Annotated in this window: 20 protein-coding genes; 14 read left to right on the top strand and 6 right to left on the bottom strand. The window is 35.8% G+C overall.

Annotated elements, in window-relative coordinates:
- The first annotated feature begins 5 nt into the window (after positions 1-5).
- The 4 genes from ytfJ (at position 6) to ackA (ending at position 3710) form a co-directional block, all read left to right on the top strand.
- A complete protein-coding gene (gene ytfJ / locus AC3WVA_RS04665) occupies positions 6-398 on the top strand; it encodes a GerW family sporulation protein (protein ID WP_000350001.1) in 393 nt (130 codons plus the stop codon).
- 134 nt (positions 399-532) lie between these two features.
- A complete protein-coding gene (tpx, locus tag AC3WVA_RS04660) occupies positions 533-1033 on the top strand; it encodes a thiol peroxidase (protein WP_000024525.1) in 501 nt (166 codons plus the stop codon).
- Positions 1034-1230: 197 nt separating this feature from the next.
- Positions 1231-2217, top strand: coding sequence for a class I SAM-dependent methyltransferase (locus AC3WVA_RS04655; RefSeq protein ID WP_492321801.1), 987 nt, complete (start codon positions 1231-1233; stop codon positions 2215-2217).
- 299 nt (positions 2218-2516) lie between these two features.
- Positions 2517-3710: an acetate kinase gene (ackA, locus tag AC3WVA_RS04650; protein ID WP_048531711.1), complete on the top strand. Its 1194-nt coding sequence runs from the start codon at positions 2517-2519 to the stop codon at positions 3708-3710.
- 23 nt (positions 3711-3733) lie between these two features.
- Here ackA and AC3WVA_RS04645 read toward each other — a convergent pair whose 3' ends face one another.
- Together AC3WVA_RS04645 and AC3WVA_RS04640 are read right to left on the bottom strand one after the other, a co-directional pair.
- On the bottom strand, positions 3734-4168 hold the full coding sequence (locus AC3WVA_RS04645; protein ID WP_098344549.1) for an NUDIX hydrolase: 435 nt from the start codon (positions 4166-4168) through the stop codon (positions 3734-3736).
- A 71-nt stretch (positions 4169-4239) separates the two neighbouring features.
- Positions 4240-4875, bottom strand: coding sequence for a DUF1796 family putative cysteine peptidase (locus AC3WVA_RS04640; protein WP_048531706.1), 636 nt, complete (start codon positions 4873-4875; stop codon positions 4240-4242).
- A gap of 137 nt (positions 4876-5012) precedes the next feature.
- Here AC3WVA_RS04640 and AC3WVA_RS04635 point away from each other — a divergent pair, with 137 nt between their 5' ends.
- On the top strand, positions 5013-5846 hold the full coding sequence (locus AC3WVA_RS04635) for an EcsC family protein (RefSeq protein WP_048531704.1): 834 nt from the start codon (positions 5013-5015) through the stop codon (positions 5844-5846).
- Positions 5847-5876: 30 nt separating this feature from the next.
- Here the strand turns inward: AC3WVA_RS04635 and AC3WVA_RS04630 are convergent, their stop codons facing one another.
- Positions 5877-6539 carry a YitT family protein gene (locus tag AC3WVA_RS04630; RefSeq protein ID WP_001244531.1) on the bottom strand — a complete coding sequence of 221 codons (663 nt, stop codon included), beginning with the start codon at positions 6537-6539 and terminating at the stop codon, positions 5877-5879.
- Between the two features lie 853 nt (positions 6540-7392).
- On the opposite strand from AC3WVA_RS04630, the gene AC3WVA_RS04625 reads away from it, so the two are divergent.
- On the top strand, positions 7393-7587 hold the full coding sequence (locus tag AC3WVA_RS04625) for a hypothetical protein (RefSeq protein WP_048531696.1): 195 nt from the start codon (positions 7393-7395) through the stop codon (positions 7585-7587).
- Between the two features lie 28 nt (positions 7588-7615).
- Here AC3WVA_RS04625 and AC3WVA_RS04620 read toward each other — a convergent pair whose 3' ends face one another.
- Entirely contained in the window at positions 7616-7933 is a 318-nt protein-coding gene (locus tag AC3WVA_RS04620; RefSeq protein ID WP_048531695.1) for a hypothetical protein, read from the bottom strand.
- A gap of 166 nt (positions 7934-8099) precedes the next feature.
- Here AC3WVA_RS04620 and AC3WVA_RS04615 point away from each other — a divergent pair, with 166 nt between their 5' ends.
- Complete coding sequence (locus AC3WVA_RS04615; RefSeq protein WP_000412329.1) at positions 8100-9305, top strand: argininosuccinate synthase; 1206 nt, start codon at positions 8100-8102, stop codon at positions 9303-9305.
- A complete protein-coding gene (argH, locus tag AC3WVA_RS04610) occupies positions 9302-10690 on the top strand; it encodes an argininosuccinate lyase (RefSeq protein WP_098520821.1) in 1389 nt (462 codons plus the stop codon). The genes AC3WVA_RS04615 and argH overlap by 4 nt, the downstream gene beginning before the upstream one ends.
- Positions 10691-10756: 66 nt before the next feature.
- Here the strand turns inward: argH and AC3WVA_RS04605 are convergent, their stop codons facing one another.
- Positions 10757-10942: a hypothetical protein gene (locus tag AC3WVA_RS04605; RefSeq protein ID WP_000342764.1), complete on the bottom strand. Its 186-nt coding sequence runs from the start codon at positions 10940-10942 to the stop codon at positions 10757-10759.
- Between the two features lie 95 nt (positions 10943-11037).
- On the opposite strand from AC3WVA_RS04605, the gene AC3WVA_RS04600 reads away from it, so the two are divergent.
- Complete coding sequence (locus AC3WVA_RS04600; RefSeq protein ID WP_048531689.1) at positions 11038-11727, top strand: hypothetical protein; 690 nt, start codon at positions 11038-11040, stop codon at positions 11725-11727.
- Between the two features lie 41 nt (positions 11728-11768).
- Here the strand turns inward: AC3WVA_RS04600 and AC3WVA_RS04595 are convergent, their stop codons facing one another.
- Positions 11769-12227, bottom strand: coding sequence for a universal stress protein (locus tag AC3WVA_RS04595; protein WP_001066672.1), 459 nt, complete (start codon positions 12225-12227; stop codon positions 11769-11771).
- A 147-nt stretch (positions 12228-12374) separates the two neighbouring features.
- Between AC3WVA_RS04595 and AC3WVA_RS04590 the strand changes: the two genes are divergently transcribed.
- The 5 genes from AC3WVA_RS04590 (at position 12375) to AC3WVA_RS04570 (ending at position 16232) form a co-directional block, all read left to right on the top strand.
- Complete coding sequence (locus AC3WVA_RS04590) at positions 12375-13166, top strand: SDR family oxidoreductase (protein WP_349302751.1); 792 nt, start codon at positions 12375-12377, stop codon at positions 13164-13166.
- 214 nt (positions 13167-13380) lie between these two features.
- Entirely contained in the window at positions 13381-14514 is a 1134-nt protein-coding gene (gene ald / locus AC3WVA_RS04585; RefSeq protein ID WP_001219405.1) for an alanine dehydrogenase, read from the top strand.
- 130 nt (positions 14515-14644) lie between these two features.
- Entirely contained in the window at positions 14645-15070 is a 426-nt protein-coding gene (locus AC3WVA_RS04580; protein ID WP_492321800.1) for a hypothetical protein, read from the top strand.
- A 44-nt stretch (positions 15071-15114) separates the two neighbouring features.
- Positions 15115-15447: a cupin domain-containing protein gene (locus tag AC3WVA_RS04575; protein WP_098344553.1), complete on the top strand. Its 333-nt coding sequence runs from the start codon at positions 15115-15117 to the stop codon at positions 15445-15447.
- Positions 15444-16232, top strand: a complete 789-nt coding sequence (locus AC3WVA_RS04570) for a GNAT family N-acetyltransferase (RefSeq protein WP_492321799.1) — start codon at positions 15444-15446, stop codon at positions 16230-16232. The genes AC3WVA_RS04575 and AC3WVA_RS04570 overlap by 4 nt, the downstream gene beginning before the upstream one ends.
- Position 16233 lies beyond the last annotated feature (1 nt).

Below are 16233 nucleotides of genomic sequence, written 5' to 3'. Positions count from 1 at the left end.
ATAGAATGGACCATCCAATTCAAGGTTTAATGACAACCGCAATGCAGCATTTAAAACAAATGACTGATGTAAATACAATTGTAGGCGATCCAATTAAAGCTGCTGATGGAAGTGTAATTCTAACCGTTTCGAAAGTTAGTTTCGGCTTTGCCGCTGGTGGAAGTGAATTTGGTAAAGAACAAGCAGGCCGTCATCCATTTGGCGGGGGAAGTGGAGGAGGAGTTTCTATTAATCCTGTTGCTTTTCTTGTTATAAATGGAGAAGGTGTAAAAGTGTTGCATTTAGATAAGCAAACACACGTCATCGATAAAATAATTGAATTAGCGCCACAAGCTGTTGATAAAGTGAAAGAAATGATGGATAAACGAAAAGAAGACGATCCTGAATTTCAAATTTAACGAATAAAGAAGCTGATCAATGGATTAGCTTCTTTAATTTTTTTGTAAATAAAGCGATTTTATTTGCATTATCGATAGGGACAAACTATCATTTACATTGTACATATTTTGTTTAAATAAGGGAGGATTTTCAAGTGGCAAACGTAACTTTTAAAGGTAACCCAATGACTTTAGTTGGAACAGAAGTTAAAGTTGGCGATCAAGCGCCAAACTTCCAAGTATTAGCAAATGACTTATCTCCAGTAAGTTTAGAGACATACAAAGGTGAAGTAAAATTAATTAGTGTTGTACCTTCAATCGACACAGGTGTGTGTGATGCACAAACACGTCGTTTTAACCAAGATGCAGCAGGTATTGAAAACGCGAAAGTATTAACAATTAGCGCTGACTTACCATTCGCTCAAAAACGCTGGTGTGCAGCAAACGGTTTAGAAAATGTTGTAACACTTTCTGATCACCGTGACCTTTCATTCGGTGAAGCTTACGGCTTAGTAATGAAAGAGCTTCGTTTACTTGCTCGTGCAGTATTCGTAGTAGATAGCAACGACAAAGTAGTTTACGCAGAGTACGTAAGCGAAGGTACAAGCCATCCAAACTATGAAGCAGCATTAGAAGCAGCAAAATCGGCAAAATAATGTGAAGGAAGATGATCTCTTTGTAAGAGGTCGTCTTCTCTCGTATATTGTTATATGGAATCGATATACGAGAGAAGACGTTACATCATACATCACTAAAAAGGGAGCTCTTAAAAAGAGGTCGCTTTTTCTTTTGGGAAAAAATTAGATTATGGTATGATATAAGTTATGTGTAAAAGAGAGAAGGAGGAATGTACGTGAGTCAGACAGTAGAAACATTATTTTCTATTTTTGATTCTTCTGCGGTAGTTTTACGTAAAGAATTAGATGTAACATATTTAGAGGCGCTTGTAGAAACAGGTGATAACTTGTTTGAAGGAGCGATTTTACAAGAGGAATTATCTGAATCAGCAATTGAAAGGCTGAATCGTGAATATAGTACGTTTAATGAAGAAACATATAAAAGTGAAGAAATTCGTAAAGCATTTCAGTTAGCCATCTTAAAAGGAATGAAAGAAGGCGTACAAGCGAATCATGAAATGACGCCTGATGCAGTTGGAATGTTCATGAGCTACTTATTCCATAAGTTTATGCAATGTCAAAATGAAATTACTGTGTTAGACCCTGCAATTGGAACAGGTAACTTAATGACTACAGTGTTTAATAGCGCCAAAGAAGGACTAACAATGAGTGGGTTTGGTGTAGAAGTGGATGAAGTGCTAATTAAACTTGCTTTAGTAAATGCGAATTTACAAAAGCATGCAATCGAATTCTTCCATCAAGATGGACTAGCACCACTTTATATCGATCCGGTTGATGCAGTCGTTTCAGATTTACCCATTGGTTATTATCCAAATGAAATAGGTGCAAGTGAATATAAGTTAAAAGCAGATGAAGGAATGTCGTATGCACATCACCTATTTATTGAACAAAGTGTGAAACATACGAAAGAAGGCGGGTACTTATTCTTCTTAGTACCGAACTTCATTTTTGAAAGTGATCAAGCACCAAAACTACATGCATTTATTAAAGAAACATGCTTTATTCAGGGGTTATTACAGCTACCTGTTTCCATGTTTAAAAACGAGAAAAATGCAAAAAGTATATTTGTTCTCCAAAAGAAAGGCCCTAGTGTAACAATGCCAAAACAGGCGTTATTAGTGGAGTTACCTAAATTCTCCAACATGAAGGCGATGGAGGACATTATGGACCAATTAAATACTTGGTTTGCAACGCATAAATAAGGCTAGGTATATGTAACAGGATTAGTAATTCATGTAGTACAGTTTTATATGATATGTCATATTTTTAAATATATACTAGATTAAACTGAATTTTTTTGAAATCTGTAATATATATTTTTTCTTGGTGTTACAATTTTTTCACTTGAAATATATGTCGGACGATGTTTAAATTAAAATCGTGAGTATAAAATTTGCTAATGATGAAACGTTTTCATATTTAGTAAATTTGATCAGATAAAATCGAGCGGTTTGTGGACAGATCCACACAACTACCAAGAGAAAAAGGGGCGAAAGACTAGATGTCAAAAATCATCGCGATTAACGCAGGAAGCTCTTCCTTAAAATTCCAATTATTTGAAATGCCAAGTGAAACAGTATTAACAAAAGGTTTAGTAGAACGTATCGGTTTAGAAGATAGTATCTTCACTATTACTGTAGATGGCGAAAAACAAAAAGAAGTTACAAATATTCCAGATCACGCAGTAGCAGTTAATATGCTTCTTAACAAATTAACTGAAAACGGAATCGTTAAATCTCTAGATGAGATTGGCGGTATCGGTCACCGTGTTGTTCACGGCGGCGAAAAATTTGCTGACTCTGTTTTAATTACTGATGAAGTATTAGCAGATATCGAAGAATTAAGCGATTTAGCACCACTTCATAACCCAGCAAACGTTGTTGGTATTAAAGCATTCCAAGAAGTATTACCAAACGTACCAGCAGTAGCAGTATTCGATACAGCATTCCACCAAACAATGCCGGAATCTGCATTCCTATACAGCTTACCATATGAGTACTATGAAAAGTTCGGCATCCGTAAATACGGTTTCCACGGAACTTCTCATAAATATGTAACTGAGCGTGCGGCTGAGCTATTAGGTCGTCCACTTGAAAGCTTAAGCTTACTTTCTTGTCACTTAGGTAACGGTGCAAGTATCGCAGCAGTAGAAGGCGGTAAATCTATCGATACTTCTATGGGCTTCACTCCACTTGCTGGTGTAACAATGGGTACACGTTCTGGTAACATTGACCCTGCGTTAATTCCATACATCATGGAAAAAACAGGCCAAACAGTAGAAGAAGTAGTTAGCGTATTAAACAAGAAGAGTGGTATGTTAGGTCTTACTGGTTACTCTAGTGACCTACGTGACATCATTGCGAAAGAAGAAGAAGGCGACCACCGTGCGAAAGTAGCACTTGATGTATTCGTAAGCCGTATCCACAAATACATCGGTTCTTACACTGCTCGTATGAAAGGTGTAGACGCAATCATCTTCACAGCTGGTGTAGGTGAAAACAGTGCAATTATTCGTGAGCGCGTATTAGAAGGCCTTGAGTACATGGGCGTATACTTCGACGTAAAACGTAATAACGTATTTGGTGAAGAAGCATTCATCAGCTTCCCACACTCTCCAGTAAAAATTATCGTAATTCCAACTGACGAAGAAGTTATGATCGCTCGTGACGTACTACGTCTTGGAAACATTGGTTAATATATGAAAAGAAAGACGAGATCCTACAGGATCTCGTCTTTTTTCTTTTGGATATAGTTTAAAATTCCATCTGGATATAATACTTTCTTCCCCTGAATGAATGCAGTAATGGGAATCCATTTCGCATATGATACTGTTTGCTCATCTTGTATATTCATTTTTTTCATTTCATATAGTGATGTATCTAATAAGCGTAAAGAATATAGCTGAATGATTTCATGACCAATTTCTCCATTAAGATGAAAGATGTTTTCTAAGCAGCCTAAATAATTGGTGATTTCTACTTCTGCATGAAGCTCTTCTTGAAATTCACGAATAACGGTATGTGCTGATTCTTCACCAAGTTCAATTGATCCGCCAAGAGGTCGGTAAAACGTTTCATCTGCTGTATGATATTCTTGTACGAGAAGGCGACCGTGATGTATAGCAAGACCAAAAGCTTTTGCACGTGGATACATATACAATCACTCCTTATTTATTTTGTATAAGGAAGATTATAATGTGTTTTGTAGTAAAAGGTGTCATGTATTTAAGAATATGGTCTAATCGTAATCCCATCAAATAAGTTGCTCCAAAATGCTTCATTGTACTGAAATACATCCATAATAGGGCATTTTATAACACAAATATTTTGTAATCCCCAATCTTCTTGGATGATAGTTGGTACATCTTCAGGGATTAATAATAGGACGGAGAATGTATGTGTAACGATTTGAGATAAAATGTGTTCCAAGGAACGTGCTTCTTCGTATGTTCCTCCAGTTCGAATAAACAATATGGATTGTGCTGTGTCAATTGTAGTTAGAAAACGATTAATTCGATGCTCATAGTTTAACTTAATTTCTGTATAAGAAGGCCAAGAAGTTGGTGTGTTTACATCTGTTTTAAAGTCGTGGCAAGAGTCAATTTCATATAGGTTGTCACGGAGTCTTAATTTCGCACCATCATCCCAAAATGAGATGAAGGATAAGTTTTCGAACTGTAAAAAACGGTCAAATCGATTTTGTAATAATACATTCACTTTTTCTAATGAAGGGCTTAGCATAAAATCGATAACACCAAAAAATGGTGATAATTCGAATTGATATAATGCCCAAGCAGGCCAGCAGTTTTGTCCTAAGCTAAATACTGCGTTATATTCTTTTTTTATATTGGATAGATTCATCTGATTCATCTCATCCTTTTTGCTAATATTTTATGTCATGAAAAAATGGTGTGTGAATAAAGATAGACAAGCATATTTGCAAAGAATAAGCAGAAATATGTTACAATAGAAAAAAATCGAACGAGGTGGTTGTTACGATGCGATCGAAGCGAGAACAAGCCATTTTAGACAATATAAAAGAATGGGAATTGCAATTAGTTGAGCAAGAAGCGACTGATTTTCAAAAAGTGTTTGATAAATGGGTGCATAGTACAATTGCGAAATTACCTGAGAAAAAACGAAAAGATTTCTTTACGAAAGCAGATGGATGGCTCTTTCATTTGCATGCATTGATTCAAAGTTCTCAATCGCAGTTAGAGGCGCGTAATCGTATTTTAGGAACGTCGAGATTATTCGATGAATCAATTGAGCAACTAGAGGATTTAAAAGCATTATCTATTGATCAATTAACATACATAGCAGAGCAGCAAACAGCACGACATCGTTTATATTCATTCGTACAAGGCGGAGCGACGGGTGCTGGAGGTTTATTATTATTAACAGCTGATTTTCCGGTTATGATTGCGTTAAATGTGAAGGCTGTCCAACTTATTGCAACATCATTTGGGCATGATGTGAACAAGCCTTATGAAATGATGCTTGCATTAAAGGTCTTTCATGCATCCTTACTACCAGGAAGACTTCAGCAATACGCATGGTACAATTTACTGCAAGAGCTAGAGCAAGAAGATTCGTTCTTCTATGAAGGAGACGAAGCGGTGTTGCAACCAGCTTCTACTGAAGTTGTGCTAAAACAAATTTTGAAAACATTTTCGATTTATGCTCTTCGTCGTAAATTATTCCAGGGTATTCCGGTAATTGGAATGGCAATCGGATCTACAGTGAATTATCGTTTAACGAGAAACGTTACTGAATTTGCAAATAGATTTTATCAAGTGCGTCATATAGTCGAGAAGGAAAAAAGAGCGTAAAAAAAGCGAGAGGCCGAAGCCTTTCGCTTTTTAATTTGTTGCATGCTTTTTGGACATTGGAATAGATACTGGTTGCTTTTCTTCTGCTTTTTCTGTTTTTGGATAATAAATTAAATCCAATGTTTTTGCCTGTACGGCAATCGAAAGAATAGTAAAAGCAATTTCTGTCCAATTTAAATAATATAATGAAAGCGCAAGAACAATCGCGTCAAAGACGAAGAAAATTTGCCCAATTGTAAAACGTGTTTTTTTACTTAATACAATTGTTAAAATGTCGTCTCCGCCGGTTGCACCGCCAAATCGCAATATAAAACCGAGTCCAATACCAGCTAACGCACCGCCAACTACTGCAGCTATAAATAAATTGTTTGATAAATCGACCGTAAATGGAGAATAATTTTCCATAAGAGAATAAAATACTCCGAATGAAATTGAACCTAAGAATGAATAGCCAACCATTTTTCTACCTAACAATGAAGCACATAGTAGAATAATTGGGATATCCATCATTACAGTTGAAATAGATGGTGAAATATCATAAAAATTTTGGATGAATAGTGCGATACCTACAAAGCCACCTTCTGTTAAGTGGTTTTGGAAGTGAATGTGATATAGCGCTGCTGCTAAAATAAATGAACCGATTAAAACCATAAAAACTTCTTTAATAATTTGTCGACTTTGGATGTTCCTCATCGTTATTCCTTCTTTCCGTAGTTAGTAGTCCTTTTTGTGTTGTAAACTAACTACGAGCTCACATGTAGCTTCAGTTAGTTTACGAAAAAAACTAACTACGCTATATGTCGCTGAAGAAATAACGAATAATCCTCTCGTCCATCAATTCTCCCTACTTTCGTTTTAGTTTAAGTCTTAAAACGACTAAACAAAACGTGGAGTAGGATTCTTCATTTAGCAATCCTGCTCTTCTTTGTTTTGTTTAGCTAGTAACAATTAAGCCCTAAACAAAACGCTATGTGTAAGAAGAGTCTTTTTTTTGCCAAATTATCCTTCGGGCAATCATAATTTCCCCACTCTCGTATTTTTTTCGCTAGACTAAAGTATCTGAGCTGAAAAATACGCTACGTGTATGATTCGTCAATACGATGCCACATGCTCCTTCGAGCGATCATGATATCAAAATCCCTTCCTTCAAGATTTATATTATTATATCATACTTTCAAAAAATGTATGCGGATGGAAACCGACAATAAACGGAGGAAATCTACAAAAATTGTTATGTTTAAATATTTTTGTAGAAAAGCCTAAGTTATTTTGCAGAATTGGACAGTTTTTTTAGTTTGTCCAATAAGTAAGAAAAGAAGAGTTTTTATTCAGTTGTATTCTTATCATCACTTTTATCTTTAAAAAACGCATCCCAGCTAATTACACTTAAAAAAGTTAAAGCGATAATAACGAAAGCACGCATAAGTTTGAACCTCCTTTTGTACATAGTATATGAATCGTTCACTTTGGAATGTGTCATTTTTTTACAAGTCTTAACTATTATGAGAGTATATTAATATAGATGGATGAAAGGGGAAGTGAGAATATGCTAAAAGACATGTTTAAAAGAAAAGAATTAACATGTGTTTCATGTCAGAAAAAGATTCAATATGAAGAAGAGCTCGTCGCTTTTGTAAAGTTGCCGAAAGAAAGAAGTATATTAGTTGGCCCGTTTGATGTGTGCTTGGCGAAAACAGCGCAAGAAGTATATTGTAAATCGTGTTACGACAAAAAAGCATGACCCAAAGTAATTGAGGGGCATGCTTTTTTTATTGGTGTGCTTTTCCCTCAGATACATTTTGAGTGAGTCGATACCAAAGCCAAAGATCGTTAATGATGGAAGCAAGATCGGCAATTTCTGAATTCAGTTTGCAAGAAATTTCGAAGTCTTCTTCGTTATTTAAATGATGCTGTTTTGCATTAATAGAGTACTCGAGTTCTTTTATTCGATCCGGAATCTTTCCGCGAACTTGTTCCCATTTCAATAAAATAGCATGCTGCATTTTTTCGGGGATATCTTCCCAATCTTCTCGTAAATGCGGAATTTCAATTCCTAGATGATCATCGTATAAGAAATACTTTTCCATAAGTTCACCCCCGTTTTCCTGCTTATATTGTACAAAAAAACAGAAAGAAGTTCGACGAAATTGTTTGAAAAAATTTGAAAATGACTCTTGATACATTTTGTAAAAGGTGTTAAAGTGTGAATTATTATAAAAGAAAATGAATATTTATTCTTTAGGGGGATGCAAAATGGAGAAGAAGAAAGTTGTATTAGCATATTCTGGGGGTCTTGATACTTCCGTTGCAATTAAATGGTTACAAGAGAAGAATTATGATATTATCGCGCTTTGTTTAGACTTAGGGGAAGGTAAAGACTTAGCATTTGTAAAAGAAAAGGCACTTTCAGTAGGTGCAATTAAATCATATATGATTGATGTTCAAGAGGAATTTGCAAATGAATATGCATTGATGGCGATGCAAGCGCACACGTTATACGAAGGGAAATACCCTCTCGTTTCAGCGTTATCACGTCCGCTTATCGCGAAGAAATTAGTAGAGATTGCAGAACAAGAAGGAGCGACTGCAGTTGCACATGGATGTACAGGGAAAGGGAATGATCAAGTTCGTTTTGAAGTTTCTATTCAAGCGTTAAATCCTTACTTAGAAGTGATTGCGCCTGTACGTGAATGGAAATGGTCACGTGAAGAAGAAATTGCATATGCAAAAGAAAACAATGTACCAATTCCGATTAATTTAGATAGCCCATTTTCAATCGATCAAAACTTATGGGGACGTAGCAATGAATGTGGCATTTTAGAAGATCCATGGGCAGCGCCGCCAGAAGATGCATATGAGATGACATTGGCATTAGAAGATACACCGAATAAACCCGAGTTTGTAGAAATTGGTTTTGAAGCAGGCGTACCCACTACTTTAAATGGTACTGCCTATCCACTTTCAGAACTTATTAAAACGTTAAATGCACTTGCTGGAAAACATGGCGTTGGACGTATCGATCACGTCGAAAATCGTCTTGTCGGTATTAAATCACGTGAAGTATACGAATGCCCAGCAGCAATGACATTAATTACGGCGCATAAGGAACTTGAAGATTTAACACTTGTAAAAGAAGTAGCGCACTTTAAACCGATGATTGAGCAGAAAATAACAGAACTTATTTATAACGGTTTATGGTTCTCACCTTTAAAACAAGCACTTAACGCTTTCTTACAAGAAACGCAAAAGAATGTAACAGGTACAGTGCGTGTAAAATTATTTAAAGGCCATGCGATTGTAGAAGGGCGTAAATCTGAGTACTCTTTATACGATGAAAAACTAGCAACATATACTGCTCAGGACGAGTTTAATCATGATGCAGCTGTTGGGTTCATTTCATTATTCGGTTTACCAACAAAAGTATACAGCCAAGTGAATCAAAAGAAGGTGGAAGCGTGAGCAAACTTTGGGGCGGACGTTTTACAGAAGAAGCGGAAGCATGGGTTGAAGAGTTCGGAGCATCCATCTCCTTCGATCAACAATTAGTAAATCAAGATATTAACGGAAGTATTGCACACGTAACGATGCTAGCAAAGAAAGGCATCGTTACGGAAGAAGAAGCAGAGAAAATAAAGATAGGTCTTCAATATTTATTAGAAGAAGCGAAACAAAATAAATTGCATTTTTCAGTTGAAGCGGAAGACATTCATTTAAATATCGAAAAGATGTTAATTGAAAAAATCGGTGAAGTAGGCGGGAAACTTCATACTGGCCGAAGTCGTAATGATCAAGTAGCGACTGATATGCATTTATATTTAAAAGAAAAAGTAGAACATATTATAAAAGCTACAAAACAATTGCAAACTGTTCTTGTTCATCAAGCAGAAAATAATATTGAAACAATTATGCCTGGTTATACGCATTTACAGCGTGCCCAGCCGATTTCATTCGCTCATCATATTCTCGCTTACTTTTGGATGCTAGAGCGCGATGTGAATCGTTATGAAGATTCGTTAAAGCGTATTAACATTTCTCCGTTAGGAGCAGGAGCGTTAGCTGGGACAACATTCCCGATTGATCGAGAATATAGCGCGGAGCTTCTTGGATTTAATGGAATCTATGAAAATAGCTTAGATGCAGTAAGCGATCGTGATTTCATACTGGAGTTCCTAAGTAACTCATCTATCCTCATGATGCACTTATCACGCTTTTGCGAAGAACTTATTTTATGGAGCAGCCAAGAGTTTCAGTTTATTGAAATGAGCGATCAATACGCAACCGGAAGCAGCATTATGCCACAAAAGAAAAATCCAGATATGGCGGAACTAATCCGCGGTAAAACAGGCAGAGTGTACGGTAATTTATTTAGTTTACTTACAGTCATGAAAGGATTACCGCTCGCATACAATAAAGACTTGCAAGAAGATAAAGAAGGAATGTTTGATACAGTAAAAACAGTAGAAGGCTGCCTCCATATTATGGCAGGCATGCTAGAAACGATGACTGTAAACAAAGAAAAGATGGGGCAAGCTGTGACGCAAGATTTCTCTAACGCAACAGAAATTGCTGATTACTTAGCAAGCAAAGGACTACCGTTCCGTCAAGCTCATGAAATTGTTGGGAAGCTAGTGCTACACTGCACACAAAAAGGAATTTATTTAGTAGATGTACCACTTGCAACATATAAAGAAATGAGCTCGCTATTTGAAGAAGATTTGTATGAAGTGCTGTCACCATATGCGGCTGTAAAGCGTCGTAATAGTGCTGGCGGGACAGGTTTTGAGCAAATTGAAAAAGCTTTGGAGAAGGCGAAAGGATTAGTTGGAGAGTTTGTGGGAAGTTGATTGATAGGAAAGAAGGTACGCTAACCTTAGTAGAGGGAAGTGTACCTTCTTTGTGATTTTTACAGTTTAAAATGAATCATACTTATGTCGATCTTCCGTAATTCGAATATATTCAATATCCATTAAATCCCGTAGTAATGCACCATTACTTAGTTCAATTCCGTGTGTCTCTTTAAAATGTTCACGGATTGTCTCTAACATTTCAATTTCTTTTCCATTCACATCTAAAATAATACGTTCAGAATCATCCATATAGCATCCTCCTTTTTTAAACATATATATTTTGTCCGGCTATTTCTAAAAAATGTATGTTAATGTAATGTTAGGAAATAAGAAAGGGTTGGAAAATGAGACGTATTTATTTTATAGGGCTAATTTTGTACACATTAATTGTATTACATGTAGCATTCCCAAATATGTTTTCATTTAAGGATGTAGAAACAGTACACGTTGGGATATTTATCTTTACTCTATTTATAGTAGATTGCTGTATTTCAATATGGCTTTCGAAAAGAAAACATGTACAAGATAAAAAAGAAATGGAACGAAAAAAGAGAAAACGTTCCTTTTGGATGATGACTTACTGTTTGTCTTTAGTGCTTACTGCTGTCTTTTTTAGTGAGCATATTCCGTTAGAAAGATTAAATATTGGATTTGGAGCGTTCGTATTTGCATATTATTTTTTCATGCATTTTCTTCCTTATATGAAAGAAAGGCGAGGAGAAGAGGAAGAGCCTCTTGTAGAAGAAGCGAGAGAGCATAAGAGAATAGAAAAAGACATAAAGAAACTCAGAGAACAAAAATGGTATTTAAAATCTAAAATTATATATGTTCTTTGCTTTATCACACCGCCAATCGGTTATTTGTATGTATTCTTCCTTCGTAAAAAGATGACAGAAGATGCAAGGCAATCTTATTTAACCGTTGCGACGATCATGATGGCATTATGGTCTTTGAAGTTCTTACCGCCATATGTGTTGGCAATTGTTATTGTTGTTGTGGTTTGTCTTGTGTTTATAGTGAAGTATGTGAAATGAAAAACACCAAGCCCATCTGGACTTGGTGTTTTATTTATAAATTAAAGATCGCCTTGCTCCTCATCACCACGAACAACAAGGACATCGCATTTCGCATAGCGAATAATATGTTCAGAGACGCTACCAATTAGGAAACGTTCAACAGCATTTAAACCAGTTGCACCACACATAATTAAATCTACTTTATGATTTGGAGCGATTTCTTTTGAAATTTTTGATTTAGGATTACCAAATTCTAATACAGTTTCAATTTTTTCAAGGCCAGCTTCAAGCGCAGTTTTTTTGTAGTCTTCTAATAAGTCTTCTGCAAATAGATTTGCACGTTCAGCAATTGCACGGCTATAAGCTTCTACTGCTGAGTATGCTTTTACATCAACGATATGAGCAATAGTTAATGTTGCATTGTTGCGTTTTGCGACTTGAATTGCTTTTTTAAAGGCTTTTTCTGCTTCTTTAGAACCATCCACCGCGATTAAAATATTTGTATATGTATTATTCATAGTAAATTCCTCCCAATCATTTTTATTACCGTTTACAACTTTATTATAAAACAAATTTTGGTAATGTGCTTGTCGGAAACGTTACAGAATTTCGAAAACTCTGTTTCAATTCATTTTAGTTGTAATTGGTGCGAGAACTTGTTACATATGAACTATAGCAATTTAAAAGGGGGCAGTTTTGTGAGACATGCGCTCATTACAGCCGGTACGAAAGGTTTAGGAAAGCAAGTAACAGAAAAATTATTGGCTAAAGGCTATTCAGTAACAGTAACATATCATAGCGATATAGCTGCTATGGAAACGATGAAAGAAACATATAAAAATATGGAAGAGCGTCTACAATTCGTGCAAGCGGATGTCACGAAAAAAGAAGATTTACATAAAATGGTAGAAGAAGCGGTAAGCCGTTTTGGCAAAATTGACTTTTTAATTAATAATGCTGGTCCATATGTATTTGAACGAAAAAAGTTAGTCGATTATGAAGAAGACGAATGGAATGAAATGATTCAGGGTAATTTAACAGCGGTATTTCATTTGTTGAAACTTGTCGTTCCGATTATGAGAAAACAGAACTTTGGCCGTATTATTAATTACGGATTCCAAGGGGCAGATAGCGCACCAGGATGGATTTATCGTTCAGCTTTTGCAGCAGCGAAAGTAGGACTTGTTTCATTGACGAAAACAGTTGCTTATGAAGAAGCAGAATATGGTATTACTGCAAATATGGTATGTCCTGGTGATATTATTGGTGATATGAAAGAAGCGACAATTCAAGAAGCACGTCAGTTGAAAGAACGTAACACACCAATTGGTAGATCTGGAACAGGTGAAGATATCGCAAGAACGATTTCGTTTTTATGTGAAGACGATTCCGATATGATTACTGGCACAATTATTGAAGTAACTGGTGCAGTAGATGTTATTCATAGACACCGATAGAGAAAAATAAAGTGAAGTTTCGAATAATTGGACAGTTTATCCTGTATGTAAAGAGGTGCGGATAATACTGTCCTTTCATGTAAGATTAAATCTATCGGAAAACTTGTATTATTTTTTTGTCAAATATTGAGATATTATGTTAAAATATAAGAGCGTAGAAAGCGCTTTAAAAAATGATTCAGGGGTCATTTCATAACTCAAGGGGGAACTAATCATGCGTATCGGTATTCCAACAGAAATTAAAAACAATGAAAACCGCGTGGCAATGACGCCAGCGGGAGCAGTACATTTAGTACAAAATGGTCATGAAGTTTTTGTTCAAAAAGGAGCAGGTTTAGGATCTGGCTTTACAGATGAAGAATACGTACAAGCTGGTGCGAAACTTGTTGAAACTGCTGAAGAAGCATGGAATCAAGATATGGTTATGAAGGTAAAAGAGCCAGTTGCAAGTGAATACGGCTATTTCCGCGAAGGTTTAATTTTATTCACATACTTACACTTAGCTCCAGAACCAGAATTAACGAAAGCATTAATTGATAACAAAGTTGTATCAATTGCATACGAAACAGTACAATTAGACAATCGTTCACTACCATTACTTGCACCTATGAGTGAAGTGGCTGGTCGTATGTCTGCTCAAATCGGTGCACAATTCCTTGAGAAAAACAAAGGCGGTAAAGGTATTTTACTTGCAGGCGTTCCAGGGGTAAAACGCGGCAAAGTAACAATTATCGGCGGTGGTCAAGCTGGTACAAACGCAGCGAAGATTGCAGTAGGTTTAGGTGCAGATGTAACAATCATCGACTTAAGTGCAGAACGTCTTCGTCAACTAGATGATATTTTCGGTAACCAAGTAAAAACGTTAATGTCTAATCCATACAACATTGCAGAAGCTGTAAAAGAATCTGACCTTGTAATTGGTGCGGTATTAATTCCAGGTGCAAAAGCGCCAAAACTTGTAACAGAAGAAATGATTCAATCAATGGAACCAGGTTCTGTCGTTGTAGATATCGCGATTGACCAAGGTGGTATTTTCGAAACAACTGATCGTATTACAACTCATGACAACCCAACTTACGAAAAACATGGCGTTGTTCATTATGCAGTTGCTAATATGCCAGGTGCGGTTCCACGTACATCAACTCTTGCATTAACAAACGTAACAGTACCATATGCAGTACAAATTGCGAACAAAGGCTACAAAGATGCTTGCTTAGGTAACACTGCATTATTAAAAGGTATTAACACATTAGATGGATATGTAACATTCGAAGCAGTTGCAGAAGCGCACGGCTTACAATACGCTGATGCGAAAGAGCTCCTTGAAAAAGCTCCTGCTTTATCATAATAGAAATACATTTGAGACCTTCCTTTATGAGGAGGGTCTTTTTTTATGAAAAAATTGTTATGTATTATGCTTAATGAGTGGTAATTGTGATAATTTAGAATTAAATAAATTTTGGGAGGGAGGGAATAGATTGGGAAGAAAAAGTAAGCGGAGGAAGCACAAAAAACAAAGAGGAGTCATAAGGAGTAAACATGAGTTAGTAGTTACGAAAAAGAAGCCTAGGTCTAAAATTGCAAGTGGTTTAATAGATGCGGCGAATGTTATGTATTTTATTATCATGTGTATTATTTTTATTAACTTAATTAAGTTACCAGTTTCAAATTTATCTTTACATGTATTTGTACTTATTCTTTTTTTTATGGTAGCTATTTTAGTACATGTTTTAGTGTTTGGAACATTACTATCAACTAATAAGAATAGTGGAAAAAAAGTACAAAAAAAGAAAAGAAATTCGTCTTATTATGCAAGCTCATCAAGTGGATTCGGTGACTACAGTAGCAACGATTGTAGCAGCTCAAGTGATAGTGGAGGAGATTGCGGTGGTGGTGGAGACTAAGCTAGTTTTTCAGAAGAACGATTAATGAAAGGATGAGACGAAATATGGAGACTGTGAATTTATTAGAGTTAACAAAGGACATTCAAGATCAACATAAAAACTTCGTCGTTTCAAATGTAAATAATCATTGCTTACGAATCGCTGTATTTACTGGCGAATATGATTGGCATTATCATTCTAATTCGGATGAATTATTCATTGTGCTAGAGGGAGAATTGCTTATCGATTTTGAAGATGGAGAAACAGCAGTTTTAAAGCCGAATGATTCTATTTTAATTCCAGCGTGTACGATTCATAGAACGAGAGCATTAAAGAGAACAGTAAATCTTTGTTTTGAAAATATAGAAGCTGATACGATTAAAGTGGAGCAGTTATGAAAAAATTATCTGTAGCCGAGTATAGAAAAATCATTCCGATTTTGGAAAGTAATACAAGAACGACGACGTTTGCTTATGCGGTATGTGACCAAATGATAGATGGTGAGATTTTTGCCAACGAGAAGTTAACAGCAGGATTAATTCGTACAGTTAACGGTATCTATTATTTATTTGGTCATACGGATGATCAAAATTATAATGAAGATTTATTGATGTATTTAAAAATGGCTATTGAAAAAACAGAGAAGAGATTTACACTATTCGCTTCAAGTGAAGAGTGGGAAATGATGATTGAAGGGCGTTTTAGTAATGTACTTCGGAATATGCCACGAATGAAATTCCAAAGAGAAATCTTTGAAGAGCGAACACAAGATGCAAATAAAAATACATATGAAGTGAAGCGTATTGATAAAAGTGATATAGAACGAAGTAATGAATTTACAGAGGAGTACTACAAAGAATATTGGGGATCAAAAGAAACGTTTTTGAACGGTGGTTTTGGATTTTGTATAGAACAAGATGGGATGATTGTAGCTGAATGTGTTTCGATATTTAATGGGAATGGATTTGCTGAAATTGATATTGTGACGCATGAAGCATATCAAGGGAAAGGATTAGCCCAAGCTGTTGCAACGCGGTTTATTGAACATTGCATGCAAAATGATATTACACCGTGCTGGGATTGTTATGTAGATAATATTCCTTCGCAAAAATTAGCTCGTAAATTAAGTTTTCATAATCCAATAGAATATAGATTGTTTGTACGGAAGAAAACGGGGGAATAAA

This window comes from Bacillus sp. EB106-04-02-XG92 (assembly GCF_058791995.1).
This window is presented reverse-complemented; position numbering and strand designations above follow the sequence as displayed.

Bases quoted from the DNA above. Each gene is read 5' to 3' on its own strand.
- AC3WVA_RS04620 (WP_048531695.1), bottom strand. From the start codon at position 7,933: ATGGAAAAGTATTTCTTATACGATGATCATCTAGGAATTGAAATTCCG.
- AC3WVA_RS04575 (WP_098344553.1), top strand. From the start codon at position 15,115: ATGGAGACTGTGAATTTATTAGAGTTAACAAAGGACATTCAAGATCAA.
- AC3WVA_RS04570 (WP_492321799.1), top strand. From the start codon at position 15,444: ATGAAAAAATTATCTGTAGCCGAGTATAGAAAAATCATTCCGATTTTG.
- ald (WP_001219405.1), top strand. From the start codon at position 13,381: ATGCGTATCGGTATTCCAACAGAAATTAAAAACAATGAAAACCGCGTG.
- AC3WVA_RS04645 (WP_098344549.1), bottom strand. From the start codon at position 4,168: ATGTATCCACGTGCAAAAGCTTTTGGTCTTGCTATACATCACGGTCGC.
- AC3WVA_RS04635 (WP_048531704.1), top strand. From the start codon at position 5,013: ATGCGATCGAAGCGAGAACAAGCCATTTTAGACAATATAAAAGAATGG.
- AC3WVA_RS04630 (WP_001244531.1), bottom strand. From the start codon at position 6,539: ATGAGGAACATCCAAAGTCGACAAATTATTAAAGAAGTTTTTATGGTT.
- AC3WVA_RS04640 (WP_048531706.1), bottom strand. From the start codon at position 4,875: ATGAATCTATCCAATATAAAAAAAGAATATAACGCAGTATTTAGCTTA.
- ytfJ (WP_000350001.1), top strand. From the start codon at position 6: ATGGACCATCCAATTCAAGGTTTAATGACAACCGCAATGCAGCATTTA.
- AC3WVA_RS04625 (WP_048531696.1), top strand. From the start codon at position 7,393: ATGCTAAAAGACATGTTTAAAAGAAAAGAATTAACATGTGTTTCATGT.
- AC3WVA_RS04600 (WP_048531689.1), top strand. From the start codon at position 11,038: ATGAGACGTATTTATTTTATAGGGCTAATTTTGTACACATTAATTGTA.
- AC3WVA_RS04595 (WP_001066672.1), bottom strand. From the start codon at position 12,227: ATGAATAATACATATACAAATATTTTAATCGCGGTGGATGGTTCTAAA.
- AC3WVA_RS04590 (WP_349302751.1), top strand. From the start codon at position 12,375: ATGAACTATAGCAATTTAAAAGGGGGCAGTTTTGTGAGACATGCGCTC.
- AC3WVA_RS04615 (WP_000412329.1), top strand. From the start codon at position 8,100: ATGGAGAAGAAGAAAGTTGTATTAGCATATTCTGGGGGTCTTGATACT.
- AC3WVA_RS04605 (WP_000342764.1), bottom strand. From the start codon at position 10,942: ATGGATGATTCTGAACGTATTATTTTAGATGTGAATGGAAAAGAAATT.
- ackA (WP_048531711.1), top strand. From the start codon at position 2,517: ATGTCAAAAATCATCGCGATTAACGCAGGAAGCTCTTCCTTAAAATTC.